Source organism: Thermoplasma acidophilum DSM 1728 (assembly GCF_000195915.1).
GTDB lineage: Archaea > Thermoplasmatota > Thermoplasmata > Thermoplasmatales > Thermoplasmataceae > Thermoplasma > Thermoplasma acidophilum.
Genome location: NC_002578.1, coordinates 729628 through 742432 on the forward strand (window position 1 = coordinate 729628; position 12805 = coordinate 742432).

The window sequence follows — 12805 nt, forward strand, 5'->3', positions numbered from 1 at the left end:
GGGGTCACAGTGTAGACGTTCCCTTAAGGTTTGCATTGGTCTCGTTGATTATCTGGTCGTAGGCCTGCGTTGGCGTTATCTTGCCAGCGAACAGATCAACTATTATGCTATGGGCAGCGCTCTCAGTTGCCTGGAAGTTCGTTGTATTGTAGTTCCAGCCATAGGCATGCGGGAACTGCTCACCCGCGAAGCTCTGTATCGGGAAGTTGGTCTTGTACCAACTGCTATCAAGTATGGCTGTCCTTGACGGCAAGGCGAGGCCTTTTGATACCCACTGCTTCTCTCCGCTCGGTCCGGTGAAGAACATCACGAACTGTTCAGCGATCCACTTCTGCTGCGGTGTGAGATGGCTGTTTATGGCCAGGCCTCCCGGAGTTATGAAGTTTAGCGGATCATCTATCCTGAAATACTGTGCTATACCGTTCTTGCTCCAGCCGACGTCTGTTATCAGCGATATCGATCTATCCTCATCGATCAACTCCTGTAAAACGCGTATGACGTAATTTGGCTTTATTCTGCCACTGCCCATCTCGCATCTCATGAAATCGTCATAATAGCCATCAAGCCCCTTTCTGAACTCGGAATACCAGCCTGAATTCTTCCCTGAGCGGACATGCGATCGATGCTTCAGTTCATCAATAATTTCAGATACGGTGGCCTTTGCATCACCCTGGAGGAACATGTCCTCGGGGTAATCCTTTGATCTTTCTTTTTCGTCGATATCTATGCGCAGCAGATCGGTCTTGCTGAAGTCAAAGGTGTATCCTTCGATCCAGGAACTAGAGTTCACCTCTCCGAATCTCGTGCCCACAGCTATTATCAAATCAGACTCAAGCGAAGCCTTGTTTGCATATGGATTGCCCCACCCGCCTAAAAACCCAAGAGATCTCTCATTGTGCTCGGGGAAGGTTCCCTTACCTCCCATGGTTGTGGCTACAGGGGCATTAAGCAATTCCGAAAGCTCCTCGATCTCCTTACCTGCTTCTGATAGCCTGACACCGCCACCTGCAAGTATCAGTATCTTCTCATGCTGAAGGATGAAATCGACTGCTTTCCTTATCGTTTCACGGTCAGGCGCAAACCTAGATTCATTCAAACTGTGCTTTGCAGTGAACAGGCCATACTTGTCGGTCTTTAAAGCGAATATATCCATCGGCACGTCAACTAGCGAGACGCCTGGCCTACCGTCAAGTGCAATAGAAAATGCACGGTCCATTATCCTCTCTATATTCTCAACATGGTTTATCCTCCATGCCCTCTTGGCGAACGGAACGTAGACGAGATACTGTGAAAGATCAGTGACCTGGTTTATCTCCTGATGCGGCCCTGCCCCTTCGTAAACAGATGGGGCATCTCCGGATATCACGATGAGCGGCGATGAATCAAGTGCTGCGGTGGCAACACCGGTGGTGGCGTTGAGGAGTCCTGGGCCAATGTGCGTTATGACAACGCCTGGTTTGTGGGAAGCGCGGAAATAACCGTCAGCGGCATGCGCTGCTATCTGCTCATGCCTCACTGCAACTAGCTTGATCTTCGTCTTCCTTATGGCCTCGTACAGGCTCAGTATCGTGTGACCGGTGAGGGTGAAAACGTACTCAACGCCATTCCTTTCCAGGTATTCGGCTATGATGTCAGCTCCGGATTTGATATCTTTTTCAGACGCCATGATAAAAGAAACGGAATTCTGTTAATATACTTGTTATCTAATGCATTAAACTTAGAAAATATGAAAAATAAAGGTTTAATACTGTCCCTAAGACGGAACAGCTTTTTTAAGCAGCAGCGGGCGATACTTCGTGAATACGACTGTACCGACGAAGTAGACGATGCCGATGAGCACAAACATGTATATGCCGGGCGCATACTTGTGCGTGACGGATAACAGAGCTCCAAAAGCCAGTGGCACTATTATGCCCCACAGCGTCTCCCAGAACCCTATGTGTCCGCCCCACTGACCGGCATACTCCTTTGGTACCAGGAAGGAGCTGACAGCCCACTGGATTCCAGACCACCTCAGGAAGAAGAAGGTCACAGCCAGTATCTCCACGGCGAGTATCGGGGATCTTGCAAGTGCCGTAGCCAGCAGACCGAAGGTCACGCCAAGTGAACTCACGGTGAAGCCTATCTTCATGCCCGTATTCGGTCCGCGCGTCCTGTTGATGTAGTCTATGACGAAACCGCCAGTTATCTCTCCAATGAAGCCAAAGCCCCATATCAGTGCTGTATACGCCAGGGTGAATGTGAGCGTAAAGTGCCTTGCTTCGTACAGATAGAGTGGTAGCCATGTAAGCAGGCCGAAGAATATGCCTGCCTGCGCTCCGAGACCCATCATGGATCCCCAGTAATCACCGGTTCTGAACCAGGCTGAAACAGGTGCCTTTGTCTGTTCAACGGCCTTCTCCTGATTTGATCTGATGTATTCAAGCTCTTCCTTGCTGATCTTTGGGTGCTTCTCAGGTGTATCGTACAGTATGAATATGAGCCCGAAGGAGAGCAGAATCGTCAGGGTACCGCTGATGAGCAGTGCGTATCTCCAGGCGACGCCCGGCGGTATAATGAGATCAACACCAAGAAGCAGAAGAGAGCCTAGTATTATACCGACGTTCACTCCGCTGTCGCCTATTGTACCGCTTCTGGCCTTTTCCTGCCTCGGCATCCACTCTGCGGTTATCTTTGTGACCCCTGGAAAGCCGACCGCCTCCATTACACCTAAAAATACCCTTGCAATGACCAGATACGCAGCAGAAAAAGCACCTGCCGTTGCCGCCTGCACGGCACCCCATCCGATCCCGAATCTCGTCACCGCAAGCCTGGAACCGTAGCGATCCAGTATGTATCCCACGACCGGATTCATTATGAGGTATCCGTAGGTGAACCCATCACCGATTGCAGCCTGCAGTATTGGACTGAGATGGAATTCCGTCGTGAGCACTGGAAGAGCTGACGTGACCAATCCCCGGTCTATGTAGTCGAACGTTATGAAGCCGAAGACCATGAGGACAATCGTCCATCGTATGTGCCCTACTGGCCTGTTCACATTCTTAACATCTGATATGTTTTCAGCCATATTCTAACATGGAGCAAGCTTTATTTAAATCCCATTTCAAATACATTAGAAGAAATGACAGATAGAATGTTCAGAAAAAATATGATGAAAATATCCAAATTTAAACTGTCCTTTATGAAGAAGATGCGAAGTCCAATTACTCGGATGCAGATGTAGCGATCTTTATGAATAGTCAGCGGTGACACGGATCATCATGCCATCGGTACAGTTTTCACTTAGATTGCGCTAGTTATTTGTGATGATCTGCCTGACTATCTTACCACGGCAATATAGATCTGGTCATCTTTCTGATAGAAACCTATAATGTCCCCTTGGTAAGCATCAAGCATCTTTGCTATCCTGCGTGTGAGCGATATTCTCAATGTGCTGTTTGTTAATGTGGCCTTGCTGGTATCTATTAATTTCCCTTCATGAGCCATTTTCTGGGATCCATAGAATGTATTAAAACATTATTATATTATATAATGTTTACAATAAAAAAATAATGCAACAGTTATAATAGTTGCAAGAGTTGACATTTTGATATGAATCTTTTTGCCTTAAGGCATTGCATAGTTGCCGTCATAATGATAATGCCAATTTACAGCATAGATTTGGATGTTCTCCATCTATTTGGTACGATTAATCATGACAGGGCGATTTTGGGATTCCTCAATAATTCGATGTATAAATGATTAGTAAGGAGCCTGAGCGAAGGGATCAAGGGCAATACTGTATGCTACTGTTTACTGGTACAACCATGAAGATATTTCGCCGTAGGTCTTTTGATGCACGAAGAGATAGGGAAAAGCAATGACCAATGACTGGCTTCACTGTCAATTGGGAGATCAGTTGTTTGGCAACTTCATAAGGGCACTACTGTGATTTTGCATTTTTCTAAATATATACTGTGAAGGTTGAGTGTGAATAAATTATATTTTATCTTCATTTAATATTATCATTCCTAGGGTAAACTCCATATGATAATAGAATAATTCCACAAAAAACATAGATTCAGGTTCATATACGCAGGAGCTAATGACTCTTTCCTAATACAATGGATAACTTCTAATATCCCGAAAATCGAATGGAAGAGTCGCTAAAGAACTTGGAAATCTTGATCAATAGAGTTAGATCTTTTATTCACTTTATATTCATGTTCTTGCATATATGACCCTTGTTAATTTAAGAATACTTTTCTAGCTCTGACAGAAACTTATTCTCACAAGTGCTTCAAGAATGTCTTATCGTTCATTATCCTGTCAGCTATGTAATTTAATTTATTTTTGCAGATCTAGGCGCCTCCTAAATTACCTAAGACAAATATTTTACAACGATAGCTCAGCATTGGAGCTTTTCATAAGAATTTGAATTCCTAATCTGCTGTGATAAAAACTTAATATGACAGTAATATAAACAGACATGAAAATTCTGGTGACTGGCAACAAAGGCTTCATTGGCGGACATATATATAATTATTTGAAAGCAAGGAATTATGAGGTATATGGATATGATATTGGCGATACATTGGAGGACGTCAAATATGATTTTATAATCCACATGGCCGCAAGGGGATTGATAAGATTATCCAAGGAATACCCTTATGAATACTTTCAGGACGGGTTGGCCCTTACGATGAAATTTCTTGAACTTGCAAGAAAGAACAATTCTATGTTTATTTTTCCATCATCGGGTTCAATAGAAAATCCAACGAATCCATATTCTCTTGGTAAGAAACAAGCGGTTGAATGGATAAGATTATTCAACAAATTGTATAACCTAAATTATTTCATATTGAAATTCTTCAACATATATGGGGAAAATGCCAGGAAGGGTGCAGTATATCTCTTTACAAGGGCGGCACTCACAGGAGAAACAGCAACTGTTTACGGAGACGGTTCCCATGTGAGGGATTATTTATACGTAGGAGACGTCGTAAAGCTTGTGGAAGACATAATAAATGGTCGTCTCAATAGTGGAGAATATGAGGTAGGTTCCGGCATTGGCACATCTGTCAATGAATTGATAAGTCTTATAGAAGATGTGACAAAAAGGAAAATAAAGTTTATTCGAAAAGACTACGTAGTCGATGAGGCCGATAATCTAGTAGCAAAAAATACAGTTATCAAGCGTCCATTACCGTTGAAAGAGGGCATTGAAAGAGTAATGCAGTGGATAAAGGAAAGCGAAATTAAGGCTTAATTTGATTGTAAGAAAATAATGCAACATTGGAATACTCAAGATAAGCCTAAACATCTGGAAACCATTAAATATCTAGATGGATGATCTGGGCTACATAATATCATCTAGACAGGAAGAACAAAAAGATTGGGAGGTATTGAATGAGCAAAACAGTATGCGTAATAAACGACTATTATAATTCTCCATTGGTATCTAAAGCCATTAACAGCGCCATGAACCAGGTTGATGGAATAGTGGTGGTAGGTTCTCCTGGGAGAAATTTGGAAATTGAAGACGAAAAGGTAACATTTATCCAGAGTCAAATATCTGATGTGGGAAAGAGATATTTCATTGGTCTTGAAAAAATAGATGCTGATTATTATTTTCTGCTTGACTATGACGACATATTCCTATCAAATAAAGTAAATGCCCTCAAGCGTGTTTTCGAAAATGGAAAGGGCGGCGCTGCAAAAGAATCCGAATACTACAATCCGTCTTTAAATTACATCAGTAATGTCATAAGAAATCGCATCGATTGGCATATTTCAGAATATTCTTTTGATGCTGATTTTAAGAAATACCTCCTGAAATTCGTGGAAAAATATTCTATACCAACCCACGTGAGCTTTGATAAGATACTTTTCGCTATAATGCTGAATTATGGTAATATGCACGTTGTAAACAGCAAATTGACTGAAATCGTTTCACACGGCGATTCAAGGATGCATGCAAAAAGGAAAAGAAAGTTTTACAGCGAGACCTATAAGGTTTTTGAGAAGTTTAAAAGTATACCGGATCTTAACCAAAGCTGCAGGCAGTATGTTGAATACACTTATGATCTGAACCGTTACCTGTCTGAACCTACGAGGGAAAATTATGAACATTTGTTGGCATCTGGAAAATATCCTATTCCTCTGTATAAGCGACTCTATTATAAATACTATTCAATAATGAAGCCCGAATGACCGTCCATCTAAGTGAAACAATTAGGTAGATGATCCGACGTTTATCATCGTCAGGGTAATGAACGAAGTATTATGTTTGTTCGTTCATCGTTTTTAAAGAGATTAATGTTTCCAAAAAAGCACTTTGATTGCATGCCGCACTATATATGATATGGCTTTATAGACTTTAGAATTTAGGCGGAAGATTTACTGGTATATACCGTGAAATATGTGCAGAACACAATCTGCCTTCGAAGACATGAGAAATATGGCATGTATATACAGTAATATTATTATTATAAATTATTATAATCCTTTTCGATGAGAATAGTATTCTGTACGTTGGCCGATTTAAGAACTGGCAGAGGTGTTGAAAATGTAATACTTAACCTTATTAAATACCGACCAAGCGACATACAGATACTTCTTATACAAACGGATCGATTGCCTAACAAGCGAATTTCGAATGATTACGTGCAGGAGGTTCTTAGGGAGATTGATATAATTACGATCCACAGGCATGGGATTCAATCTAGAAACAAATTCATGAAACTCTTGGAAGAATTCTTGATAAGACCTGCCATTCTTGACTATAGGCAAGCCATTAAGGAAGGTAAGTTCAAAAATTTAGGTCATATAGATCTTGCATATCTTTTTTACAATCATTATTCGATCTTCTTCAAGGGATATAAAATACCAATAATAGGTGGAGGTCATACAGATCCACTTAAAAATCCCAAGATGTTTTTAGAGAAGAATCTCAAAAACGTATTATATTATCTATTATATTATAAAATATATTTTAGAATATACTTTAAATATTTAAATGGTTATCATGCTTTTCCCAAAGACGCTGATATTTTCCAATATTTGAAATTCAAATATGAAATGGTATTGCCCATTGGAACAGATACGTCGATCTATCATCCAGATTTCGAGGACAGGCATGGTAAGGTAACTTTTTTCTTCAATGCCGCCCTGACTTATAAGAAGGGATTGGATATAATATTACCAATGCTAGATATGCTTGGCGACATCGAAATAGAATTCCATATAGCAGGATCGGGAGAACTTGAGGATGTGATTAAGCATCAGAAGAAGGTTGTATATCACGGTGTACCGAGTAATGATGAACTGTCGCGATTATACAGGTCATTCGATGTCTTTGTCTATCCAAGCAAGGAGGATTATTTTCCGCAAGTTGTCTTGCAAGCCCTGGCATCTGGAATGTATGTTCTCGCTGGTGATTTTTTAAGAGGCGTTTTTGATGAATTCGAAGGAAAGTATCTTGAGTATGTGGGCATGAATCCCGAGGCTTTTGCCAAGAGGATAAATGAAATTTTGAAGAATCCTGAGATCATCGATCATGATAAGAAGCTTGAATTTGAATATGTTAAGGAGAATTACGATTGGTCAGTAATAGCCAAAAGGTTTTATGATTATTTGAAGGAATTTGTCTCGCTAAATAAATAATTGTTATTCTTAAAAAAAATAAAATATACAGAGGCAATGCTAAGATGAATGAGGATTGCAATAGTCGTACCGTATCTGGCTAAGGTGGAGGGTAATAAAATAGCACTTATACTTGCATCAAAGTTGGCTAAAAATAATGAGGTTTTTGTAGTATCCTATGCTGTTAAGGATAGCATAATAGATGAAGTAAATTCCCTCATATCGCCGGCTAAATTCTTTTATCAAAAGGCGATAAGCAATGGTAGATATGGCATTAGATTTGCCATAAAATATCAGTTATTAAAGGGCGTTGATAGGAAAATGGCAAATCTCCTGAAAGCATTGATGCCGCTGGACATATATCTGGTTATTTCGAACGAAGGTCACTGGATCCCAATATATTTTGACAAAGCGTATGGTACTAAATCTGCACTGGTCGTTATGGAACTACATGATCATGGATTCATATCGGCGGGAAACGATCCCCTTAGATTTCCTATTCTGAGAACTGTTCTTGCATCTCCAGCCTATGGTCTAGCAAAGGTTATTGAATATAAAAGATTCAAATCGTTTGACATTTTATTTGCCAATTCAAAATGGACCCAGATAGTCTTTCAGTATCTCTATGGCCTTCCAGTGTCTGGTATCTTATTCGGAATAGACACCGAAGTGTTCAAGCCAACCCCCTCCAAGTTTTCAGAAATGAATTTTATAGCGGTGCCTACAATAAGCCTGAAGAAGGATTATTATGGTAGACGGCTCATTTCAAAATTGGCGAAGGATGGTATTCCGCTTTTGTCCTACGGTCCGATAAAGATTGAAGGGGTTAAACATCTGGGCTATCTGAGTCAGGATGAGATGGTCAAGATTTTATCTGCGGCAAAGGCAACCTTATTCCTTTTCAATTATGAGGCCTTGGGTCTCATTCCCTTCGAAAGTCTCGCATGCGGAACACCCGTTATAACATATCCGAAGCAGGGACCACTTGTGGAACTAAGTGATAATCCGAACGTTATATATTTCAGAGAGTACGAAGAATTACTGAAAAATTGTAGGCTTCATCTGAATTCAGCCAAGGATGAAATGACTATTAATAAATGCAGAGAATCTGTTTTAAAATACGATATTTCTAAAGTTTCTGTGGATGTTGAGCAACTATTCCAGACCATAATTTTCAATAAAAACAAATCATGATTGTTATTAGTCCTTTCAATTTTTTATTACCGATATATGTTTTGTCTTGGCATTACTAGCATACAGCTTTTTATATTTGCAAAAAATGCCTGCTTTGAAACACATCTTCTTTGCGCGCTTATGGATTTATGGCCATTCTTTCATCGAGCTATTAGGCCATTATTCGTACGGTCTTGTGATCGAATGCGTAGTTGCCGTATTTTGTATATTCTAAAGGATATTTCCTCTCGAACATGTCCGTTATGACGTCCCTGCACTCATAGAACCCATTATTGATCGGAGAGAGCATTTCTCGTTTAATTAGGCTAATCTCAGATAGGTTATATTCATGATGTTCTCTTCCGATGGAAGTGAATCGATTATCTTGATCCTTCTCCTGATCTCCTTGTTAATCCTCTCGATTATGTTCGTTGAATGTATTGATCTTTTGACGGACCTTGGGAATTTGCAGTATTCTAGAAGTACTCCTAAATTCTTTCCTATGATGTAAATTGGTTTCATATACTCCGGTAACCATTTGCTCTTGAAGTCATTTAATCTCCTGATCGATTCATCCTTCGATCCGGAGAGAAATATTCCCTTAAGATCGGTGTCCGCTTCATCCCTGTCCGATACCCGTATCTTGGATTCAAAATTTCTTGATGCATGTACCGTGCATAATTGAAAGTCCGATATCGGATATATCTGCCTCATCTCCTCTTATATGCCCGGAAGAATGTCCGCTAAGAAGAGAAGGGGTTACTCCACTCCTCTTTCATGGAGGTCGATCAGGGCATTTCTGTAGGCAATATGGTTTTCCACCGGATTAATGTAAAAGCCTAGGCTCTCATAATGTCTAGATTCGCTTATGCCCATGGCGAATATCGTACATTCCTTCTGTACTGTATCTCTTCAAAGGGAGAAGAACATGGCATCCAGGAATATGGCGATATACCTTTTATCAAGGGATCGCTTCTTTCACTTCTCTATTTCCGGTAACGTTATATCGGTTATGCGCGATATGGTCGATCTGCTGTATTTACTGTGTAACAATTCTTCAAGTATCTCTGCCATCTTCCTTGTGGATATGCCTTTGGAATACCTCGATAATATCAGATCCTCTATTCCGATCGATTGCTGGTACTATCCGGACAGTGTATGGAATTCATCATTACGGTCCCTTTGTACATTCAGACCATCTATTTTTCCATACTTCCTTATGAGATCCCCTTCATAGTATCCGTTATGTTTTCCACCATTCTTCTCTAAAAATGCCTGTATTTCTCCTTCATCAGAGATTCCATGAACTCGTTTGCTGTCGTCCGTACTATCTCAAATATCTTTGTCCGTACATTCTATCCATTATTCACTCCTTGTCAGCTCGAATGAGTATCCTTGATTTTTTCATGAATTTTGTTTTATGATCGCATGATTTCCTTAATCAAAATTCGTGCCATTATCTATATATTTTGCGACATCATCACATACATAAATGAATATCAGAACGCCTACTAAGAAAATAGCTGAGTTCATAGAGCCATTTCAAAATATGTTTAAGAATGTCTCATGGAAATTAAAAGAACATTCAGAGTTAAAAAAATATGGGATAGATCATAATATATTACTAGATGTTGTTTCTAGAGAAAGGAGAAAAATTTATTTTGATTATTGGAAAAATCTACCAAAATTAGTGACATCATCGTTGGGCTTAAAGTTTACAGACGGCACCCCCGTAGATGCATTGTATGAGGTCTTTATAGAAGGAATTTATGATGTAGATGGGTTCAGGCCCAAGATGGGTGACGTGGTAGTAGACGTGGGTGCAAATTACGGTGATAGTTCAATATGGTGGGCCAAAAAAAATTCGGAGCAAAGGTAATAGCCTTTGAACCATTAGCTGATGTATTTCATGAACTTGAGAAAAATATTCGGATAAATCACGCTGATGTGATTGCATATAATGTTGCATTGGGAAATGGCAATTTTATCAATGGTAGTAAACAAGGGAACATGTTTGTTGCCGGAGGGCAAGCAAAGATACAGACTTCTAGGCTTGATGATTATACATTTGATCGTCTAGATTTATTGAAGATCGATGTTGAAGGTTTTGAACACGATGTCCTTTTAGGTGCTAGGTCCACGATATCAAAATTTAAACCGAAGATAATAATAGAAACCCATTCTGTTGCGTTAAGAAAATTGTGTCATGAATTTCTTATATCACTTGGCTATTCTCTAAGCCTTGAAGGTAGGACTATTAGAGCCCATTCACCAGGAATGGATAAAGTCACTAATCTTTTCTATTCTCCAATAATATAATAACAGTTTAGAAGGGATTATCTGAATTACGTCTTCAATAGGCAAGACTTATAGTATCGTAGTCAATGCGTTTTCTCTAATGTATGCTAACGTTGCATATATTATAATGATCATTACATATAACTCATTGAATAATTAGATCATAACGCAAGATAGGAGCGATTCGATTCGTATGTCAACATTGACTGGTGATATCTTCATTAGTTTGCATTAATGAGGATGGAGGTATGGTATTATGAGTGATAGAGAGAACATTCATTAACATTGATAAAGCATTATATGTACATAAAAAAGAGAAGCATGGAAAACTGCTAAGAAATGGAATATAGTATACTCATCGCATTAGCGGGTTTCATACAATGATGTTATTGATTATATTGTATGAATGAAATTAGATACGTATGAATATATCAACATATTAAAAAACTCATTTATAGATCTTTATAATATTTTATCATATTGCTAATAAATCTTTCCTTGGTATATCTACTCTTTATTTTAGATTCGAACCTATTTAGCATTTCTTTTCTATTTTGAATAGCGTATTCAATTCCGTCCAAAATGCTAACTTCATCCTTTTTGACGTAAACTGCAGAATCGCCCAGCAATTCTCTAAATACTGCAATATCGCTGACAACTGCGGGCGTACCACAAAATAAAGCTTCCAATGGCGGATATCCAAAGCCCTCATAGTCCGATAATCTTATTAATACTGAGGCTCTATTATAAAGTTTTACGAGTTCCTCTGTCGATATCCCAGAATAGTTTTCGTCAGCCCTGACCTCCTTACCTATATGAATATGATAATATCTCCCGTTTACGATTTTATTCACTAGAATATTGTTTTTATGTATGCCATCCCCAACCGTTAGCACCGTTTTTTCATCTTTGTTAATTGACTCTAGTTTCCTAAAAATTGGATCTATATAATTATATATCACAGATATATTATCGGCATCATAACCATCAGCAATTAGATCATTCTTCGTTTGCTCCGATATTGAGATTATATTTTTAAAAGATCTATATTTTCTGACTATTTTTTTAGAGAGCCTTTGCATTTTATTTTTTTCCCATTTGTAGTAAGTATCATGTATTGTAATTATGCTTTTGCTTTCATATTCTGAACCTAAATAGAAGAAAGGAGACAATAAATGTGGGAATTTTCCCTTATAGTACTTCTTTAATATTGATCTAGAAAGATATACGTTAAGCAAATAACCATTTGTTATGGGTGGATAGTAACCATAAATTTTCCTTCCTGCATAATCCATATCCTTATAGCGTTTATCCATCACTAATGATAATATGTTCTTTCCTAGAACAGCTTCCATTCTTTTGGCATATTCGCCTAATCCATTTGCTAGGGGAAGATTGTTAATTCCAATGATTTTATCTATGTTGACCATTATATTCACCTTTTCTTGCCCTGATACATATATTGTATAACGCTTTATCTCCTTTTCGAACTTTTATATAGGTATGAATATTCAAATACTATAATTTATATAATAATTAAGGCGTCTCGGCTTTTCAAAATAGTCAGACTAACGCGGAACATTACTAATAGAATTAGAATACTGGGATATACCCAAGAAGCATATCCCATTGATAATGGATATCATAATATTATTTTGTTTAATGATCGGAAGAAAAAGTATATTGACAGGCAGATGGTTAAAATTCTAAT

The 12805-nt window shown here is 38.9% G+C and carries 13 protein-coding genes; 6 read left to right on the forward strand and 7 right to left on the reverse strand.

Features of this window, described 5'->3' with window-relative positions; translation table 11 throughout:
* Nucleotides 1-4: 4 nt before the first annotated feature.
* The 3 genes from TA_RS03560 to TA_RS08120 form a co-directional block, all read right to left on the reverse strand.
* Nucleotides 5-1666, reverse strand: coding sequence for a thiamine pyrophosphate-binding protein (locus TA_RS03560; protein ID WP_010901113.1), 1662 nt, complete (start codon nucleotides 1664-1666; stop codon nucleotides 5-7).
* Nucleotides 1667-1753: 87 nt separating this feature from the next.
* Nucleotides 1754-3067, reverse strand: coding sequence for an MFS transporter (locus TA_RS03565; protein ID WP_048161712.1), 1314 nt, complete (start codon nucleotides 3065-3067; stop codon nucleotides 1754-1756).
* 251 nt (nucleotides 3068-3318) lie between these two features.
* Nucleotides 3319-3486 (reverse strand): hypothetical protein, encoded by a 168-nt coding sequence (locus TA_RS08120; protein WP_156778490.1) that lies wholly within the window; start codon nucleotides 3484-3486, stop codon nucleotides 3319-3321.
* A gap of 982 nt (nucleotides 3487-4468) precedes the next feature.
* Here TA_RS08120 and TA_RS03570 point away from each other — a divergent pair.
* The 4 genes from TA_RS03570 to TA_RS03585 all read left to right on the forward strand — a co-directional run bounded on the left by TA_RS03570 (nucleotide 4469) and on the right by TA_RS03585 (nucleotide 8817).
* Nucleotides 4469-5248 (forward strand): NAD-dependent epimerase/dehydratase family protein, encoded by a 780-nt coding sequence (locus TA_RS03570; RefSeq protein ID WP_010901115.1) that lies wholly within the window; start codon nucleotides 4469-4471, stop codon nucleotides 5246-5248.
* A gap of 140 nt (nucleotides 5249-5388) precedes the next feature.
* On the forward strand, nucleotides 5389-6192 hold the full coding sequence (locus TA_RS03575; protein ID WP_156778491.1) for a glycosyltransferase family protein: 804 nt from the start codon (nucleotides 5389-5391) through the stop codon (nucleotides 6190-6192).
* 300 nt (nucleotides 6193-6492) lie between these two features.
* Complete coding sequence (locus tag TA_RS03580) at nucleotides 6493-7644, forward strand: glycosyltransferase family 4 protein (RefSeq protein ID WP_010901117.1); 1152 nt, start codon at nucleotides 6493-6495, stop codon at nucleotides 7642-7644.
* Between the two features lie 48 nt (nucleotides 7645-7692).
* Entirely contained in the window at nucleotides 7693-8817 is a 1125-nt protein-coding gene (locus TA_RS03585; protein ID WP_010901118.1) for a glycosyltransferase, read from the forward strand.
* A 151-nt stretch (nucleotides 8818-8968) separates the two neighbouring features.
* Here the strand turns inward: TA_RS03585 and TA_RS08125 are convergent, their stop codons facing one another.
* From TA_RS08125 to TA_RS08410, 3 genes are all read right to left on the reverse strand, one after another.
* The gene (locus TA_RS08125) at nucleotides 8969-9106 is read right to left on the reverse strand and encodes a hypothetical protein (protein WP_156778492.1); all 138 of its coding nucleotides are present in this window, start codon (nucleotides 9104-9106) and stop codon (nucleotides 8969-8971) included.
* Between the two features lie 11 nt (nucleotides 9107-9117).
* Nucleotides 9118-9510: a transposase gene (locus TA_RS03590; RefSeq protein WP_010901119.1), complete on the reverse strand. Its 393-nt coding sequence runs from the start codon at nucleotides 9508-9510 to the stop codon at nucleotides 9118-9120.
* 264 nt (nucleotides 9511-9774) lie between these two features.
* Nucleotides 9775-9870, reverse strand: coding sequence for a hypothetical protein (locus TA_RS08410; RefSeq protein WP_394295367.1), 96 nt, complete (start codon nucleotides 9868-9870; stop codon nucleotides 9775-9777).
* A gap of 418 nt (nucleotides 9871-10288) precedes the next feature.
* On the opposite strand from TA_RS08410, the gene TA_RS03595 reads away from it, so the two are divergent.
* Nucleotides 10289-10675, forward strand: coding sequence for a hypothetical protein (locus TA_RS03595; RefSeq protein WP_048161716.1), 387 nt, complete (start codon nucleotides 10289-10291; stop codon nucleotides 10673-10675).
* Nucleotides 10642-11115 (forward strand): FkbM family methyltransferase, encoded by a 474-nt coding sequence (locus TA_RS03600; RefSeq protein WP_052295721.1) that lies wholly within the window; start codon nucleotides 10642-10644, stop codon nucleotides 11113-11115. Before TA_RS03595 ends, TA_RS03600 begins: the two co-directional genes overlap by 34 nt.
* Nucleotides 11116-11546: 431 nt before the next feature.
* Here the strand turns inward: TA_RS03600 and TA_RS03605 are convergent, their stop codons facing one another.
* Nucleotides 11547-12524: a glycosyltransferase gene (locus TA_RS03605; RefSeq protein ID WP_010901122.1), complete on the reverse strand. Its 978-nt coding sequence runs from the start codon at nucleotides 12522-12524 to the stop codon at nucleotides 11547-11549.
* Between the last annotated feature and the right edge of the window lie 281 nt (nucleotides 12525-12805).